Source organism: Bacteroides intestinalis DSM 17393 (assembly GCF_000172175.1).
Classification (GTDB): domain Bacteria; phylum Bacteroidota; class Bacteroidia; order Bacteroidales; family Bacteroidaceae; genus Bacteroides; species Bacteroides intestinalis.
In genome coordinates, this window is sequence record NZ_ABJL02000008.1 from 1,108,171 (window position 1) to 1,126,652 (window position 18,482).

Here is an 18,482-nt window from a genome sequence, read left to right on the forward strand (position 1 = left end):
CTTTTTTCTCTATTCTACTGCGAAAATAGAAAAAAATATTAAAAAAAGACACAGTAAGACCTAAACTTCCACATAGAAAAAGAATTTGTCGACATCCGTCACTCAGGAAACCCATACTTTTGTCCCATCAGAATATTAATCTTAAGACCATGAAGAAAAACTACACGATTCTATTTATCATGCTTTTATGTGCCGTTTTTGCACAAGCTCAAACCACTCCGGCCTTCCCCGGTGCCGAAGGTTTTGCCCGCTACACCGTAACCGGCGGGCGCGGAGGTATCGTATATCACGTCACCAACCTTAATGACAGCGGCGAAGGATCACTGCGTGCAGGAATTGAGATGAAAGTTCCCCGCACCATTGTTTTTGATGTGTCGGGTATTATTGAACTGAAAAGCAGGCTGGTCATAAAAAACGGGAATCTTACTATCGCCGGACAAACAGCTCCGGGAGATGGGATTTGTATCAAGAACTACACCCTGCACATTGCCGGATACAAGGAAGAAGATAAAAAGGACCAATGCGCCACTAATATTATTATCCGCTTCATTCGCTGCCGGATGGGAGATGAAAAGAAAGCGGAAGACGATGCCATGTGGGGACGTTATACCTCGGATATCATCATAGATCATTGTAGTATGAGCTGGAGTACGGACGAATGCGCTTCTTTTTATAGTAATAAGAACTTTACTATGCAGTGGTGTATCTTGAGTGAAAGCCTAACCAAATCGGTACACGTCAAAGGAAACCACGGATATGGAGCCATTTGGGGAGGTGAGGGAGCAAGTTTTCACCATAATCTGCTGGCTCATCACAGTAGCCGCACTCCTCGTCTGGATGGCAGCCGATCCATAGGAAGATGGGAAGAGGAGCTCACCGATCTGCGCAACAATGTATTCTATAACTGGGGCCCTACCAACGGAGGATATGCCGGAGAAGGCGGACGGTATAACTTTGTGAACAATTATTATAAACCAGGCCCCTCTACTGCCACAAAGAAGAGTATCGTCAACCGTATCTTTCAGCCCAATGCCGATGATGGTACACAAAGCAATCCTGCAGGTATATGGGGAAGCTTTTATGTGGATGGTAACTACTTTGACGATACTTGCTCCAAATTGAGTAATGACATGAAAAAACTGGTGAGTGAAACCAATGCAGATAACTGGGAAGGCATTCATCCGCATCTGGGTAACGGTGAACTGCCGGGAGGAAGTAAAGACGGCATAAAAAGTAAGACAGAATTTGAAGTCGCATCCGTTAGTACGCATGCTGCAGCACAGGCTTATGAAAAAGTACTGGCACAAGTAGGCGCCAGCCTGAAGCGTGACGCCGTCGATGAACGGATCATCTTTGAAGTTAAGAATGGGAATTACACTTATGAAGGTAGCAACGGCAGTAGTAACGGACTGATTGATTCACAAGCCGATGTGGAAGGATGGCCTCTGTACAATAATGAAGAAAAGCCTGCAGATTCCAATGGGGACGGTATTCCTGACACTTGGGCTACCCAGTATCTTCCCGTCGGCAAAACCTATAAGGACATAGAACCATCTACCGGTTACTCTTATCTGGAACTTTACATCAATAGCCTCGTTGACGACTTGATGAAAGCCTGTTACGAAAACAGCAGTAATTCCCCAAGCAACCACGATTTCGGTTTATATGGCACTACCACAGGGATTTCTTCTCCTTCTGCCCAAGAAACAGATGCGGTAAAATGTTTCCGGCAGGATAAGCAAATTGTCCTTAAGGGACTTTGCGCAGGGGCACGCATCGAAATTTATGATTTATCGGGAAGAATCATGGCTTCCTATCAAAGCTCTGACGAACAGGCTGTATACCCCCTCACCCAACCTGCCATTATTAACATCCTATCGGGAGGGAAAAAGTACAGTTTCAAAAGTCCTCGTTAATTTTATTGTAATGTGGAGATTGCAATACACAGAACCACTGTCTCTTATTATTTATTTTTATAAAAAAAGTCAGATAACTCGATTTGCATAAATAAAGAAAAGGAGTAACTTTGCGAGCGATTTTAGAAAGTAGATTACGTTTTTTAATTTATATAACTTAAAAAAAGAGCTAATTATGACTTATTCACACGAAGTGGAACACATGTGTGTTGTAAAGAAAGGTCCTAACCACGGACCGGCTCCCATACCCGAAGAAGGCAAATGGGTAAAATCAAAAGAAATAGTTGATATTTCAGGTTTAACACATGGTGTAGGTTGGTGTGCTCCTCAACAAGGTGCTTGTAAACTGACTTTGAACGTAAAAGAAGGTATCATTCAGGAAGCATTGGTTGAAACAATCGGCTGCTCCGGTATGACTCACTCAGCTGCTATGGCTGCCGAAATCCTTCCGGGCAAGACAGTACTCGAAGCATTGAACACTGACCTTGTTTGTGACGCTATCAATACAGCAATGCGCGAACTTTTCCTGCAAATCGTTTACGGACGTACTCAGTCTGCTTTCTCTGAAGGTGGTTTGATTATCGGTGCAGGTTTGGAAGACTTGGGTAAAGGTCTGCGTAGCCAGGTAGGTACACTGTACGGTACTCTGGCCAAAGGTCCTCGTTACCTGGAAATGGCCGAAGGTTACATCAAGAATATCTTCTTGGATAAGAATGACGAGATCTGCGGATACGAATTCGTTCACATGGGTAAATTCATGGATGAAATCAAGAAGGGTACAGATGCTAACGAAGCATTGAAGAAGGTTACCGGTACTTACGGTCGCGTAACACCTGAGCAGGGAGCAGTTAAACATATTGATCCACGTCACGAATAATATAAGGAGGAAAGAAATTATGATTAGAGAAGTAAAATTTGAAAGTCAAGACCGTCGTATCAAAGGTATCATTGCTGCCTTGAACGCTAACGGCATCAAAGACATCGAGGAAGCAAACGCAATCTGCGAAGCTGCCGGACTTGATCCTTATAAAACGTGTGAAGAAACTCAGCCGATCTGTTTTGAAAATGCAAAATGGGCTTACGTAGTAGGTGCAGCTATTGCATTGAAGAAAGGTTGCAAGAATGCTGCTGACGCTGCCGAAGCTATCGGTATCGGTCTGCAAGCTTTCTGTATCCCGGGTTCTGTAGCCGACGACCGTAAGGTTGGTATCGGTCATGGTAACCTGGCAGCTATGTTGCTGCGCGAAGAGACTAAGTGTTTTGCTTTCCTGGCAGGTCACGAGTCATTTGCTGCTGCAGAAGGTGCTATCAAAATTGCTGCTAAAGCTGACAAAGTACGTAAAGAACCTCTGCGTTGTATCCTGAACGGTTTGGGTAAGGATGCTGCACAGATCATCTCTCGTATCAATGGCTTTACTTACGTACAAACTCAATTCGACTACTATACTTCTGAACTGAAAGTTGTTCGCGAAATCGCTTACTCTGACGGTGAGCGTGCCAAAGTAAAATGCTATGGTTGCGACGACGTTCGTGAAGGTGTAGCTGTTATGTGGAAAGAAGGTGTAGACGTTTCTATCACTGGTAACTCTACTAACCCGACTCGTTTCCAACACCCGGTTGCAGGTACTTACAAGAAAGAGCGTATGCTTGCTGGTAAGCCTTATTTCTCAGTAGCTTCCGGTGGTGGTACAGGTCGTACCCTTCACCCGGATAACATGGCAGCCGGTCCGGCTTCTTATGGTATGACCGACACCATGGGACGTATGCACTCAGACGCTCAGTTCGCTGGTTCTTCATCTGTTCCTGCTCACGTAGAAATGATGGGATTCCTCGGCATCGGTAACAACCCGATGGTAGGTTGTACAGTGGCTTGTGCGGTTGACGTAGCTCAGGCTTTGAGCAAGTAAGTAATTACTTAATCAAAATAATAAATCCCTGTAACTGATAAGGTTATGGGGATTTTTATTTCATCTACACAGATACAAGATATTTATAAACTGCCCCACTCCATAATTCAAAACATAAGAAGAATAAAATGATAATATCCCTAAGAACTTATAACAAGCGAATAAAATTCTTGTATTTTTTAACTAGAGTTTTTCTAAAGGTACACAATAAAATTGCAGAATTTGACTACAAATAAGAGTTTTTGAACAAAAAATCAAATATTCAGTTGTATATTCGATAATAACACAATATCTTTGTAGTTGTTTATTATGATCATTTTCTACAAATGTCAACCGAGCACAGACTTATCTTGCATTTGTAAGGATCACACATAGACCTGAAAAAGGAACGCGAGACTATCAATAAACACTAAATAATATGTGGAAAAAATTATTAAGAACTACTTTATGCGCTGCACTCGTATTAAGCAGCTGTACGGACAATGACGTTTATAAGGGGCCTAAGGAGGATGAAAAAGAATTCAACAATTTCTCCTTTTCTACTGTACAAAAAGGCGTAAACTTAAATGTGAATTACGTAAATGGTACTGTAAAATCAAATGTGTATTTTGAAGTATATGATGAAATGCCTGTTACTGAAAGTGAATACGGTACTTACATCAAGCGTCAGGATGTAAATTACCTGTTTGCTGCCTATACCCAAGAAGACGGTACCTATAGAGGAAAGATAGAATTACCTTCATACTTAACAAAGGTATATATCTATTCTCCTGTTTTCTTTGCGCAAACTCTGATGGAAGCAAATATTGTAAATGGCAATATTGAAGTTACGGATAAGGCGGCACCTATACCTACTCGTGCAATTTACTCAACTTCCTCCCCGTATGATAGCTATCTGGTAAGCAATCAGTATGGAAATGAAGTGTGGAAAACCTGGTTAGGTGACTACGATAAGCATAAAAACGGAGATATCAACTACAAGTATACAGGTATATTGGCAGCAACAGAAAAAGATGGTTTATATGCTGCACATACCCGTATTATAAACACCCATAGTACTTGCCCGCAAGAATACCGTGGCTACTCGGATATGTATGTTAACGAAGATGCTGAAGTAGTAGTTACATTCTTGGGGCAAAACACCTGTTGGACATGCTCTTTGGGATATTACTATTATAAAGCAGGAGAACAACCCAAAGACTTAAATGATGCTCATGTAATTATGTTGTTCCCGAATACTCAGGATGGTACTTGGAGAAATTGGACAGCATATAAAAGTGCCGGTATTAATCCGTTGACCGCTGTACAACTAATGTATTATCCCAATATTGCATCCAAAAGTAAAGAAGGGGCAACCACGGTATTTCCTGCCGGTTACAGAATCGGTTTTGTTCTGGCCACCAATGGTTGGAATCATCATGTTAACGGTTTTTCCGGATACAAAAAATACCGTGCTGCCACTTCAAGTGGCTTAAGTTTAAACGACAAAGGCATGAAATTTAATGAACCACGCACTGCAGTTTACAGATATAGCGACTGGATATTGACTTCTTTTGAAGATTATATGACTGACGAAAACTTCAGCGATGTAGTCATTGCTTTAAAATCGAATCCGGTAGACGCTATTACTGACATACCCGTGACAAATCCTGATGATGATAAAACAAGTATTGATTTCCTTAAAGGTATATACGCATTCGAGGATCTATGGCCCAATCAGGGAGATTACGACATGAATGATGTAATTGTGCGATATAACTATGGAAACACCTTCAATGAAAAGAATCAAATATATTCCGAATCGTTCACATTCAAAACATTCCAGAATATTGCTACCAATAATAATGGTTTAGGATTCAGACTCATTACGGAAGAAAATATTAAATCTGCCACCTGCTCCATTCGTAAAGAAGGTGAGAAAGACTTCACCGAAACCACATTTGCATACGAGCCCCAGGAAAACATATACCTCCTGACTGAAAATGTGAAAGATAATATGGGAGCAGAATACAAAGTGACTGTTAATTATAGTAAGCCCATTTCAGCGCAATCAGAAGCTCAGGCATTCATATTCAAGAACGAAGAAGATGGTTTACGATGGGAAGTACATATTCCTCAGGAAACACCGACATCCAAAATAAATAAAACCCATTTTGGTCAGGGAGATGATGCATCTAAACCGGATCGAGGCATCTACTATGTGCGTAAAGGTAACTATCCTTTTGCATTCTTTCTGAGTCGGGCTACAGAAAGTGATTTAAGCAAATTACTGGATGGAAACAACGAAAGAAAAGCTATAAATCTGTTATATAGTGGTTATGATGAATGGGTAACCAGTAATGGTGAAAAGAATAAAGATTGGTATAAAAATTAAGGACTCTCCAAAAGCTCAAAGATAAAGGATAAGACTGAAAAAGTTATATAAAAGAGAGTATCCAGTTATGACTTAGATACTCTCTTTTATATATAGATATTTATTCATTAAACCAATCAATCTTCTTAGAGAAATACATCACCATTGCCAGTATCACAAACAGTCCGAGACTACCGGCCAGCAAAGCAAAGGTTTCTAACTGGATAAGGATGAAAACATAAATGTAAAGAACACTTAGCAAACCTACCATAATGAACGCCGTTTTTTTTCTTTTGATAATCCCCAGCATGTATCCACCCACCAAAGTAATAGTAAGCACCGATGCCACCAAGTAAGCCATATTGAAACCAATATGCTCGGACATGGATAATAACAGACTATAGAATAGACAAAGAGCTAATCCTACCAACAAATATTGCAGGGCATGAATACGGGTTTTCTCCATTATCTCTGTGAAGAATATTACTGTAAAAGTCAGTAGAATAATCAGAATAGCATACTTAGTAGAGCGCATAGACTGCTGATACTGCTCTACCGGCATTTTCAGATTGACACCAAAATTAGAGTTTTGAATATCTTTAATGCTGGCATTCTGATAATTGACAAGTACCTGGGGATAATTCCGATTAAGATTCAACACCTGCCACTGTGCTGAGAAATCTTTCTCTGTAATCTCCCGTTTCTCAGGCAAATAATTGCCATCAAAACTTGGAGTATTCCAATTTGCTTTCAGGTTCACTTTGGTGGTTTTGCCCAATGGGGTAAAGTAGATAGACTGGGAACCTTTCAATTTAATTTTCATTTCATAAGGCAATTTCCTGTCTTCTTTCAGAGAGGAAAGGTCGACAATGGCATGAACACCCATACTTTCAATACCTCGTCCATCCACTCCCGGCTCAAACGTATAGACAGAATCATTCAGTGTAATGCTGACCTGTTCACTGAGACCACGCATATCTGTTAGGTTCAAGCAAACAGCTGCTCTATTGTACTGAAGCACATCCATGTCGACATTACTCTTACGGAGTTCTTCCGAACTAAAGAATCCCTTGATCAGTAATTCGGATTGATAGACATTTACCTTATAAATTCCTCTCTGAAGAATCTCTGTACTCAACTGTCCATCTATTGACAATTCATCAGGAAGCAATGTTATACTCCCCATAGTAATCTTCTTTACTCCATTATCTTCCTGAGTAATGGGATATTGCAAGTTAATATAAGGGCCTGTAATAGTCTGTGCCAAACTCCACTTTTGGCCGACTTCCTCAATAGCATCCGTCTGTATCTGCCCACGTTCCCTAATCATATCTTCGATCATAAACATCGGGATCAACAGCAATAAAATTAGAAAAGCGATAACTACCACTTTAATTGATTTAGAGAAACGGCGTAGACAGCCCCTTGCCTGTTTCTTTGTTTCATTCAGATTCTCTGTGAAATCTACATTGAAATCTTCATTCAAATTGTCATTCAAATTGTCCATAATAGAATAGTATTAAGTAAGATATTTAGTATTGTCCGGTTTTGTGTGAAGCCAAACATCTACGTTGATTTCAGAAAATTCTCCAATGCTTCAATGTGAGTTTTGAAAGCCTTTTTCCCCTCCGCAGTGGCTTGGAAAGATGTTTTCGGCTTCCTACCCACAAAGCTCTTCTGGCAAACGATATAGCCCAACTCTTCCAAAGCCCTTGTATGGCTTGCCAGGTTACCGTCCGTCAGTGAAAGTAATTCCTTCAAAGTATTGAAATCGACATCTTCATTTACCATGAGAACTGCCATAATACCCAGACGAACTTTACTTTCAAATGCCTTATTTATATTTTGAAATGCTTCTATCATTTATTATTTTTTTCTTTCGTACTGTAAATAAAACAACATGCCATACAAAATATGGAATCCACCAAAACCAATTGTCCAAAACATCAAGCCATGTCCTTCAAAAAAACAGTCTGCAATACCCAGACAAAGAAAAGCATATCCTAACCATGCTACATTGGAGTAAGTGAACTTAGACACATTGACCAAAGAAAGTCCATAGAAAAGTAACATCACAGAAGATACCAATCCATAATGTTCATGTAGCAATAAGGCTATACAGAACAACCCTCCCGTCAACAACGGCAATGAAAAATTCCATGCAATGCGATAGGTTAGTTTACTGAATAGCTTTTGTTGCATCTTCTTGGCCTTATACCAGGACAAGATACAGGCGGTAACGACTGAAACAGTCAAAACCAGTGAAGCAACCATTATTAGTCCTTCCCTATTATCTCCTGATCTTAATAACTGACCGGCCACATAAGCACCGGCTAATGCATACACTCCGGCCAAGACAGCCGTCATTCCACTGAGAGATACGAACTTGGAAGATCTTTCCATCAATTCTTTTATCTCATTTACTGATTCTATTGCTTTATTCTTATCCATATACAAAAAGTACTTTGTGATGCAAAGTAAAATATAAAAAATGAAAGGAACAAAGAATATCGAGAAAAAATATATTCAATGAAGATTAAGCCGCATAAGAATTACTATATTTGCAATCAACCAAATATCAACAGTCATAGCCTAATGATGAAACAATTAATTGCTTGTTGCGGATTAGATTGCGAAAGTTGCGATGCCCGCATAGCTACTGTCAGAGATGACAATGAGTTAAGAGAAAAAACAGCCCAACTGTGGAGTGAGTTGAATAACATACCGGAGATTACGGCAGATACCATTAATTGTATGGGCTGTCGTGTAGATGGGGTGAAAACGATGTATTGCAGCGATATGTGCGCAATTCGCAAATGCGTAAACGAAAAAGGATTTAACACCTGTGGTGACTGTAAAGAATTGGATAACTGCCAGATAGTTAGTCCTATTTTTCAGCATACTCCCAGTGCTAAAGAAAATCTTCTATAACATTGTAGTTGATAAATTTGCACTGCCAACAAAACATTGATAACCATGCATAAATACACTGAAATAAAGAGCATCATTTTATCTCTATTCCATTTAAGTTTTTTCGTACTTTTCAGCTCATGCTCTTCTACCCACACTCCGTTTGCTGTGGTAGATACAAATAGAGCATTGGAGTACACAATGGATGGAAAGCACTTGTTTACTTACAATTATGCAGTAACTTATCCTCCACAGGGTGTAGATACTGTTTATAAACGAAGCGGATTCATCCATCCTTTACGTACATTGGAAGGTGAGGTACTGACCAATTGTTCCCCAGCCGACCATTATCACCATTTCGGCTTGTGGTATGCCTGGACAAAAACCACATTCGAAGAAAATGAAATTGACTTCTGGAATCTCTATAAGAAACAAGGTACAGTTCGTTTTCGGCAATTCGTAGAAGTGCAACCTGATGGTTTTTCCGCTGTACTCGACCATGTGGCATATCCCGACTCCACGAAAGAAAAAATAGCGATGACCGAGCAACTGAAAATCCGTGTGGGAAAACCCAAACAACGGGGATATTACATTGACTATCACACCATGCTTCGTTGTGCCACTTCTGCCCCGGTAGTATTGGAAAGCTACCGCTATGGAGGCATTTGTATCCGTGTATGCGAAAGTTGGAATGGGCAGACAACCGAGATGCTCACATCCGAAGGACTCGACCGTAACAATGCCGATGGATCACTGGCCCGTTGGTGCTACTTTCAAAAGAAACCCGGCAAAGACGATGCCTGTATCCTGATTGTTCCTTACCCTTCCAATCTGAACTATCCCGAACCGATACGGGTATGGAATGATAAAGCCAATAATTCCCGAGGCGACCTGATGTGGAACTTCTCTCCAACCAAACGCCAGTCATTTACTTTGCATCCCGATCAGGAATTGCGTCTTTCTTATCGGATCTATGTGCTGGATGAATCGATAAACGCCTCTACTGCCGAGGCACTTGCAAAAGAGGTTATCTAATTGTATTCTTTTTCCGATTCATCAATTTATGCACCTATAAACTGATGAATCGGAAAAACATTTTTATCGTGATACCCTTCCGGATGTATTTCCTTGCATCAGGCTCTCTACTTCCTCCACCGTCACATGATTAAAATCACCGTATACGGTATTCTTTAATGCAGAGGCTGCCAGAGCATATTCCAATGCTTTCTGATCATTATCCGGATACATTATGAGACCATAAATCATGCCACCGACAAAAGCATCACCGGCACCCACGCGGTCCACTTCGCATTCGATATCATAAATACCTGTATGCTTCAATGTGCTATCAGAATAGAGAACGGCAGCCAGCAAATTATGATTGGAAGTAATGGAATTACGAAGTTCCAGAAATGCCTTCTGGCAACGAGGAACAAGTTCCACCACCCGACGACCGAACTCTTCAAAGGCAGAAAGGTTTGCTTCAAACGTAGTATCCGCAGCATCTACCGCTTTGAAACCGACAGGCTGTATGCCAAGTATCTCTTTATATTCCGGTTCGGCACCGAAAATAACATCACTATATTGTACTAAAGGTTGCATGACTTCGGCAGCAGAACTCCCATAGTTCCAAAGTTTCTTACGGAAATTCAGGTCACAGGAGATAGTCAATCCCATACGGTCAGCTATTTCAAGAGCCTCACGACATGCATCGGCACCATCTTGTGACAAAGCAGCAGCAATACCCGACCAATGAAACCAACCGGCATCAGAGAATATCTTTTCCCAATCAATCATGCCCGGACGCAAAGTAGCAAAAGAAGAGCCTTCACGGTCGTAAACCACATTAGAATTACGGAATGCCGCACCACTTTCCAGGAAATAAAGCCCCATGCGCTTACCACCAAAAACAATACCTTCCGTACCTAAACCGTTAGCACGGAGCGAAGCTATACAGGCACGTGCCACAGCATTGTCCGGCAGGCGGGTTACGAATTCTGTGGAAATACCAAAGTTAGCCAACGAAACGGCCACATTTGCTTCACTGCCACCGTAAGTGGCTATCATCTGATTGGTTTGTGAAAAACGTAGGAAATCAGGAGCAGTAAGCCTCAGCATTACTTCACCAAAGGTGACTACTTTCTTATTTGTGGTAATTTGTTTCTTGTTCATACGATGTCAATAATAAAGATTAACTAAACTGCAAAGTTGTATTTTTATTCCAAGCAAACGCAAAGATATAATAATATTTATTGGCGGAAAAGCAGGGATAAAATAGAATCATCAGATTTGTTGTAACTTTGCAAAGTTTTAACTGATATAACAAACAGAATGAGTTCATTGAAGAAAATTCCCTCTCCTTTAGTATCTCTCCTGCCCATCGTACTGTTGGTAGGAATGTTATTTGCCACAATACATACATTCGGAAGCGATGCCTTGGGAGGAGGAAGCCAGATTTCCCTGCTGACCACTACAGCTTTCTGCGTATTTATAGGAATAGCTTTTTACCGGGTTCCCTGGAAAGATTACGAACTCGCCATTACGAATAATATTGCCGGAGTTGCCACTGCCATCATCATTCTGCTGATTATCGGTGCACTGAGCGGTGCATGGATGATAAGCGGCATCGTCCCTACCCTTATATATTATGGTATGCAGATTATCCATCCCGATTTCTTCCTGGCATCCACCTGCATCATCTGCGCACTGATTTCCGTGATGACGGGTAGCTCGTGGACCACAATCGCCACTATCGGTATTGCCTTGATGGGCATCGGCAAAGCACAGGGCTTCAATGAGGGTTGGATAGCGGGAGCCATCATCTCCGGCGCCTACTTCGGTGATAAGATTTCTCCATTGTCAGAAACCACCATACTCGCTTCTTCCATAACGGATGTACCTTTGTTCCGGCATATACGTTATATGCTGATTACGACTACGCCGTCATTGATTATCACACTCGTTATCTTCACCGTGATGGGTTTCGTCATCGAAACGCACTCTACGGAACACATGGCCGACTTTGCCGTTTCGCTGAAAGATACATTCACCATCACTCCCTGGCTGCTGATTGTGCCCATAGTGACCGGAATACTTATTGCGCGGAAGACTCCGTCCATCATCACCTTGTTCCTCTCTACTCTGCTGGCAGGGATATGCGCTATCATCTTCCAGCCGGAATTGCTTCGAGAAATTGCCGGAGAGAGTAATATATTTAAAGGCGTAATGATGACATTCTACGGAAGCACCAGCCTGGACACGGGAAACACGATGCTGACCGACCTTGTCTCCACCCGTGGCATGGCGGGCATGATGGATACGGTCTGGCTGATACTTTGTGCCATGTGTTTCGGCGGCGCAATGACGGCAAGCGGCATGCTGGGCAGCATTACATCCGTCTTCGTACGCTTCATGAAAGGCAGGGTCAGTGTGGTGGCCTCCACCGTTTGTTCGGGATTGTTTCTCAATCTCACCACTGCCGACCAGTATATCAGTATCATCCTTACCGGAAATATGTTCCGCAACATTTATGAGAAAAAAGGATATGAGAACCGGTTGCTGAGCCGCACAACGGAAGATGCCGTCACCGTCACTTCGCCTCTGATACCTTGGAACACCTGTGGAATGACGCAGGCAACGATATTGAACGTATCTACGCTGACGTACCTTCCCTATTGCTTTTTCAACATTATCAGCCCGCTGATGAGCATCCTGGTTGCAGCCATCGGATATAAAATTGTGAAGCGTCCCGTGAACAATCCCGAATAAAGGTTGTTTTGCAATAAACGAACAAGAATCGTAAAACCTAAACATTAAAGAATTATGAAAAAGTTTATTGCATTAGTAGCATTAGTAATGATGAGTGCGGCAACGACCGCCATGTATGCACAAGAAAGTAGAGCGGAACGCCGCGCAGACCGTAAAGCTCAGAGAGACGCAGAACGCGCCCGCATGAAAGCTGAAGAACAAGTGGCCGACGCCATTTCGTATGATGACGCTGTGGCAGCATTGAAAGCCCACCAGTTTGTACTGGAAGCTGACCAGGTGATGTTCCGCAACGGACAGACGGCTTTCGTAAACTCCAACACCAACTTCGTATTAGTGAACCAAGGACGTGGTACCGTGCAGGTAGCATTCAACACTGTATATCCCGGTCCTAACGGTATCGGTGGTGTAACTGTGGACGGAACAACCTCGGATATGAAGATTACTACTGATAAAAAAGGTAATGTAAATTGCCAGTTCAGTATTCAGGGTATCGGTATTTCGGCACAGATTTTCATTACGCTGACCAACGGTGGCAACAATGCCAGTGTAACCATCAGCCCGAACTTCAACTCCAACACTATGACGTTGAGCGGTAATCTGGTTCCGTTAGACCAATCCAGTATCTTCAAAGGACGTTCCTGGTAAAGCCCTTTACAATATATATATTTCCACTCCGCTGCAAAGGTGCCTTTTAGGGATTATTTGCAGCGGAGTTTTTTGTGATAAATACGAATCAGCAGACAGCTCCCCATAGGATCGGAAAGGGACGAAAGCCGGACTGTAATGGTCAAGATATATGAGAGAGACAGGATAAGGTTATAGATAAGCATAGAATCAATACGGATGATGACTATCATCAATACGGATGATGACTATCATCAATACGGATGATGACTACCATCAATGCCGATGATGACTACCATCAATGCCGATGATGACTATCATCAATGCCATTGATGGTATGCCAATCTATATCCTTATCCTGTCTTTGTCATATACCTTGACCATTACAGCCCGGCTTCCAACCCATCCGAACAAAAAAAGGAGTAGTTCATTTCATTCTGCCTCTGTTTGCATTATCTTTGTACCCGATATGAGAGAATTTATCATCGCCGACAATCAGGACATCACCAAAGCAGGTATGATGTTCTTACTTAGCAAGCAAAAAGACACTGCCTTGTTGCTGGAAGCGGACAACAAAGGAGAATTGGTTCAGCAACTGCGCCTGCATCCGCAAGCAGTGGTTATACTGGACTATACCTTGTTTGACTTTTCCGGAGCAGACGAGCTGATTGTATTGCACGAACGATTTAAGGAAGCCGACTGGTTGCTTTTCTCGGATGAGTTAAGTGTAGAGTTTTTGCGGCAAGTGCTGTTCAGCAGCATGTCGTTCGGGGTAGTATTGAAAGATAATTCAAAAGAAGAAATACTGTCTGCACTGCAATGCGCCTCAAGGAAGGAACGGTTCATCTGCAATCATGTAAGTAACCTGTTGCTGTCCGGCAGCAGTGTTGCTCCCGCCCGCCCCGTGCCGAAAGATGATTTACTGACCCCGGCGGAACGTAGCATACTGAAAGAAATAGCTTTAGGAAAAACAACCAAAGAGATTGCGGCGGAAAGAAATCTCAGTTTCCACACCGTAAACAGCCACCGCAAAAATATATTCCGCAAGTTAGGGGTGAACAATGCCCACGAAGCTACAAAATATGCGATGAAAGCGGGAATTGTCGACTTGGTGGAATACTATATATAAGGGAGTTTTCAGACACAGATTTCTCCGCTACCGATACATATCCGGGAAGCCTCGTCATAAACTACACCGAATTGTCCCGGAGCTATGCCTTGCAGATTATCAGAAGAAATGATACGGTAGTTCCCTCCTTCCTGTACTAATTTTCCTTTCATAAACTCCGGCGTGTGCCTGATTTTAAAAGTAACATCCACTTCTTCAGCCTCCTGCCAGGGATTTTCTGTAATAAAATGGAAATCGTGCATTCGGAATTCACGACCGTATTGCCACTGTGTGTCATATCCGCGAGAAACATAAAGCACATTTTCTTCAATATCCTTCCGAATAACAAACCAGGGACCGCCACTCAGCCCCAGACCTTTACGCTGTCCGATAGTATGGAACCAATATCCGCGATGCGTACCAATCTTCTTACCGCTTTCCCACTCCACAATGTCCCCTTCACGCTCGCCAAGGAAATGGCGGACAAAGTCATTATAGTTAATCTTGCCCAAAAAGCAGATGCCTTGACTGTCACGGCGGCGGGCAGTGGGCAATCCTGCCGTGCGGGCAATGTCCCGTACTTCCTGTTTCATCAGCCCACCCAAGGGGAACATTAGTTTGGAAACTTGCAGGTAATCAATCTGGGCGAGGAAATCGGTTTGGTCTTTTACCGGGTCTACGGCTGTACCCAGCCATATCTTCCCGTCTTTACTGACGGTAGTGGCATAATGTCCGGTAGCGGTAAAGTCAAATTCCTTCCCTACCTTCTGCTCGAAACAGCCGAATTTGATGAACCGGTTGCACATCACATCAGGATTGGGAGTCAAGCCGCGACGGATTTTATCAATGGCATAGGCAGCCACCTGTTCCCAATATTCATTCTGCAAATCTATCATCTCCAAAGGCAAGCCATAACGGCGGGCAACAGCCGAAGCCATCTCCCAATCTTCTTCGGCCGAACAATCCATAAATTCGGCACCGTCCATTCCTATCTTAATGTAAAAGAGGGACGGACGGTAGCCTTGTTCACAAAGAAGGTGTACGACAACAGAACTGTCGACACCTCCTGATAATAAAACAGCAATATTCATTTAGTTAAGGAGTAGTTATTGTTCTTTCAAATTTTATCTAATGCCTGAGACAAGTCGTCCAGCAAATCGGCAATGTGTTCCGTGCCGATGGACAGACGGATAGTTCCCGGCTTGATACCTTGTTCTTCCAGTTCCTGCTCATTCAGTTGCGAATGGGTGGTGGTAGCGGGATGAATGACGAGAGATTTGACATCCGCCACATTCGCCAGAAGCGAGAATATCTGCAAGTTATCAATAAAAGTATGCGCCTCTTTCACTCCGCCCTTCACTTCAAAGGTAAAGATGGAACCGGCACCATTGGGGAAATACTTCTCATACAAAGCATGGTCCGGATGTTCCGGCAATGACGGATGATTGACCGCCGCCACTTTAGGATGCTTCTTCAGGAAATCAACCACTTTCAAGGCATTTTCCACATGGCGTTCCACACGGAGAGACAGCGTTTCCAGTCCCTGCAACAGAATGAATGCGTTGAACGGGCTAATAGTAGCCCCCGTGTCACGAAGCAGTACGGCGCGGATACGTGTGACATAAGCCGCAGGCCCCGCAGCATCCGTAAACCGTACACCATGATAACAAGGTTCCGGTTCCGTGAGTTGGGGGAACTTACCGGAAGCCACCCAGTCGAACTTACCGCTATCCACAATCACACCTCCCAATGACGTGCCATGACCGCCGATGAACTTCGTAGCGGAGTGGACTACGATATCCGCCCCGTGCTCTATGGGACGTATCAGGTAAGGAGTACCGAACGTATTATCAATAATCAATGGAATCCGGTGGCGATGGGCAATTTCGGCAATGGCATCAATATCAATGATATTGGAATTGGGATTGCCCAGGGTTTCGATAAATACGGCTTTCGTATTCTCCTGTATCGCATTCTCAAAGTTTGAAAGCTCCGTAGGGTCTACAAAAGTGGTAGTCACTCCGTAGGCCGGCAAAGTATGCGCCAACAGATTATAGGTACCTCCGTAGATGGTCTTGGCTGAGACAATATGATCTCCGGCACGGGTGATATTCTCAAAAGCATAAGTAACGGCAGCAGCTCCTGAGGCAACCGCCAATGCAGCAACGCCACCTTCCAGTGCAGCCACACGAGCCTCAAACACGCCTTGTGTGGAGTTTGTCAGCCGACCGTAAATATTACCCGCATCTTGCAGACCGAAGCGTGCGGCAGCATGGGCTGAGTCACGGAATACGTATGAAGTAGTTTGGTAAATGGGCACGGCGCGCGCATCGGTAGCCAGGTCGGGCTGTTCTTGTCCTACGTGGAGTTGAAGCGTCTCAAAATGCAATCTCTTTGTTTCCATTGTCTTTGTATTTTTAGGATTAATTGATTGAGCGCAAAGATAATGGGATGTCCTGATATGGGCAATGACATAAGATAGGGAATTTTATACCACATTTATGGTAGATAAACAAACTATTCGCTAAATTTGCAACGAAAACCAAACGATAGATACAGATGAGAAGAAGGAATATACAGCTTTTCCTACTATTGGGAGTCCTCGCAATGACAAGTTTATTCTCTTGTGGAGTAGACCGTTGGCCGGAATATTACAAATGGACCGGGCGTGATCTATGGATAGACAGCGTCATGAGAGAAGAATATCTGTGGTTTGAAGACATCCCCAACACAAAGGACCTGAACTACTTCCTTGAACCAGATGCTTTTTTGAAGAAAATAATATCCCCACTCGATAAAGGATACTCCAGCGTAGATACGCTGTATGCTACCCCATTGCCAAGTTATGGTTTCGACTATACGCTGTATAGTATAGTTGGTAATGACACTGCTTTTAATGCGCTGATTACTTATGTAATACCCGGTTCTCCTGCCGCCGAAGTTGGTTTAAAACGGGGTGAGTGGATTATGAAAGTCAACGATGACTTTATCACCAAGAAAACTGAAGAATTATTGAAAGAAGGTGAAAGCCGGAAGTTATTAATGGGAGAATATAGTACACAGGAAAATGAAGCAGGGGAAACAGAAGGTGTCATTACTTCCTATGGTGAAGCCAACCTACCCGCTTCCCGCCCCGTGGAAGACGTTACGATACCCGCCTATGATGTTCTCACCGGTGGTGTAGGTTATCTGGCATACAATAGTTTCAGTGCAGAAGATAATAGTGAATTGCTTCGACTCTCCCAATACTATAAAGAGAACAATGTGAAAGAGTTCGTTCTCGACTTACGCTACAATGCCGGTGGAGCAATGGATTGTGTACAACTTCTGGCAACGATATTAGCACCTGCAGATAAATTAGGCAGTACCCTCGCTTCACTGGAATACAGCCAAAAGCAGATGTCCAAAGACCGGGAACTCACTTTCGACAACCAGCTTTTGCAAGGAGGTAACAATTTAAATCTATCGAAAGTATATATCCTGACAAGCAGTACTACTGCAGGCGCCGCAGAAATGCTGATCAACTGCCTGAAGCCTTATATGACCGTAGTACTTGTGGGTGCCACAACTAAGGGAGAAAACGTAGCAACAGCCAGTTTCTCCAGTGATAAGTTCCAGTGGATTCTTCGCCCCGTTGTATGCGAGGTATTCAATTCCGAAGGCAAGGCTGATTATTCCACTGGCTTTACTGCAGACTATGCAGTCAATTCCCTACAAGACTTTGCAAAAGTACTGCCCTTAGGTAATCCTAATGAAGAAATGTTGAGTGCAGCATTAGGAATTATCGACGGCAGCATCGTACTTCCGGAACCGGAGCCCGAAACCCAAATGAAGGCGGTGAAAAGTGTGAAAGTAAAACGCACCTTCCGCAACGGTCTTATCGTTAAATAAACCAG

Annotated in this window: 16 protein-coding genes; 10 read left to right on the forward strand and 6 right to left on the reverse strand. The window is 43.0% G+C overall.

Annotation, left to right across the window (positions count from 1 at the left end):
* Positions 1-149 precede the first annotated feature (149 nt).
* The 4 genes from BACINT_RS13910 to BACINT_RS13925 all read left to right on the forward strand — a co-directional run bounded on the left by BACINT_RS13910 (position 150) and on the right by BACINT_RS13925 (position 6,197).
* Complete coding sequence (locus BACINT_RS13910) at positions 150-1,916, forward strand: polysaccharide lyase domain-containing protein (RefSeq protein ID WP_007664169.1); 1,767 nt, start codon at positions 150-152, stop codon at positions 1,914-1,916.
* Between the two features lie 175 nt (positions 1,917-2,091).
* Entirely contained in the window at positions 2,092-2,793 is a 702-nt protein-coding gene (locus BACINT_RS13915) for an iron-sulfur cluster assembly scaffold protein (protein WP_007664170.1), read from the forward strand.
* A gap of 19 nt (positions 2,794-2,812) precedes the next feature.
* Positions 2,813-3,823, forward strand: a complete 1,011-nt coding sequence (locus BACINT_RS13920; RefSeq protein WP_007664171.1) for a GGGtGRT protein — start codon at positions 2,813-2,815, stop codon at positions 3,821-3,823.
* Between the two features lie 418 nt (positions 3,824-4,241).
* Positions 4,242-6,197, forward strand: a complete 1,956-nt coding sequence (locus BACINT_RS13925) for an LruC domain-containing protein (protein ID WP_007664173.1) — start codon at positions 4,242-4,244, stop codon at positions 6,195-6,197.
* A 100-nt stretch (positions 6,198-6,297) separates the two neighbouring features.
* On the opposite strand, the gene creD is transcribed toward BACINT_RS13925, so the two are convergent.
* Genes creD through BACINT_RS13940 form a run of 3 tightly spaced genes read right to left on the reverse strand, consistent with a single transcriptional unit; the run spans position 6,298 to position 8,627 of the window.
* Positions 6,298-7,683, reverse strand: a complete 1,386-nt coding sequence (gene creD / locus BACINT_RS13930; protein ID WP_007664175.1) for a cell envelope integrity protein CreD — start codon at positions 7,681-7,683, stop codon at positions 6,298-6,300.
* A 59-nt stretch (positions 7,684-7,742) separates the two neighbouring features.
* Positions 7,743-8,039 carry a winged helix-turn-helix domain-containing protein gene (locus tag BACINT_RS13935; protein WP_007664177.1) on the reverse strand — a complete coding sequence of 99 codons (297 nt, stop codon included), beginning with the start codon at positions 8,037-8,039 and terminating at the stop codon, positions 7,743-7,745.
* Positions 8,040-8,042: 3 nt separating this feature from the next.
* Positions 8,043-8,627 (reverse strand): hypothetical protein, encoded by a 585-nt coding sequence (locus BACINT_RS13940; protein WP_007664179.1) that lies wholly within the window; start codon positions 8,625-8,627, stop codon positions 8,043-8,045.
* A 147-nt stretch (positions 8,628-8,774) separates the two neighbouring features.
* Here BACINT_RS13940 and BACINT_RS13945 point away from each other — a divergent pair, with 147 nt between their 5' ends.
* Positions 8,775-9,107: a DUF3795 domain-containing protein gene (locus BACINT_RS13945; protein WP_044155264.1), complete on the forward strand. Its 333-nt coding sequence runs from the start codon at positions 8,775-8,777 to the stop codon at positions 9,105-9,107.
* 45 nt (positions 9,108-9,152) lie between these two features.
* The gene (locus tag BACINT_RS13950; RefSeq protein WP_021967687.1) at positions 9,153-10,121 is read left to right on the forward strand and encodes a DUF6807 domain-containing protein; all 969 of its coding nucleotides are present in this window, start codon (positions 9,153-9,155) and stop codon (positions 10,119-10,121) included.
* A 63-nt stretch (positions 10,122-10,184) separates the two neighbouring features.
* Here the strand turns inward: BACINT_RS13950 and BACINT_RS13955 are convergent, their stop codons facing one another.
* Positions 10,185-11,258 (reverse strand): sugar kinase, encoded by a 1,074-nt coding sequence (locus BACINT_RS13955; RefSeq protein WP_007664186.1) that lies wholly within the window; start codon positions 11,256-11,258, stop codon positions 10,185-10,187.
* A 168-nt stretch (positions 11,259-11,426) separates the two neighbouring features.
* Here BACINT_RS13955 and nhaC point away from each other — a divergent pair, with 168 nt between their 5' ends.
* From nhaC to BACINT_RS13970, 3 genes are all read left to right on the forward strand, one after another.
* Positions 11,427-12,854: a Na+/H+ antiporter NhaC gene (gene nhaC / locus BACINT_RS13960; RefSeq protein WP_085930040.1), complete on the forward strand. Its 1,428-nt coding sequence runs from the start codon at positions 11,427-11,429 to the stop codon at positions 12,852-12,854.
* Between the two features lie 54 nt (positions 12,855-12,908).
* Positions 12,909-13,499, forward strand: coding sequence for a DUF4251 domain-containing protein (locus BACINT_RS13965; RefSeq protein WP_007664192.1), 591 nt, complete (start codon positions 12,909-12,911; stop codon positions 13,497-13,499).
* A 448-nt stretch (positions 13,500-13,947) separates the two neighbouring features.
* Complete coding sequence (locus tag BACINT_RS13970; protein WP_044155266.1) at positions 13,948-14,607, forward strand: response regulator transcription factor; 660 nt, start codon at positions 13,948-13,950, stop codon at positions 14,605-14,607.
* 8 nt (positions 14,608-14,615) lie between these two features.
* On the opposite strand, the gene mnmA is transcribed toward BACINT_RS13970, so the two are convergent.
* Both mnmA and BACINT_RS13980 read right to left on the reverse strand, forming a co-directional pair.
* Positions 14,616-15,677: a tRNA 2-thiouridine(34) synthase MnmA gene (gene mnmA, locus BACINT_RS13975; protein WP_007664195.1), complete on the reverse strand. Its 1,062-nt coding sequence runs from the start codon at positions 15,675-15,677 to the stop codon at positions 14,616-14,618.
* 26 nt (positions 15,678-15,703) lie between these two features.
* Positions 15,704-16,990 carry an O-acetylhomoserine aminocarboxypropyltransferase/cysteine synthase family protein gene (locus BACINT_RS13980; RefSeq protein ID WP_007664197.1) on the reverse strand — a complete coding sequence of 429 codons (1,287 nt, stop codon included), beginning with the start codon at positions 16,988-16,990 and terminating at the stop codon, positions 15,704-15,706.
* A gap of 155 nt (positions 16,991-17,145) precedes the next feature.
* Between BACINT_RS13980 and BACINT_RS13985 the strand changes: the two genes are divergently transcribed.
* Positions 17,146-18,477 carry a S41 family peptidase gene (locus tag BACINT_RS13985; protein WP_007664199.1) on the forward strand — a complete coding sequence of 444 codons (1,332 nt, stop codon included), beginning with the start codon at positions 17,146-17,148 and terminating at the stop codon, positions 18,475-18,477.
* Positions 18,478-18,482 lie beyond the last annotated feature (5 nt).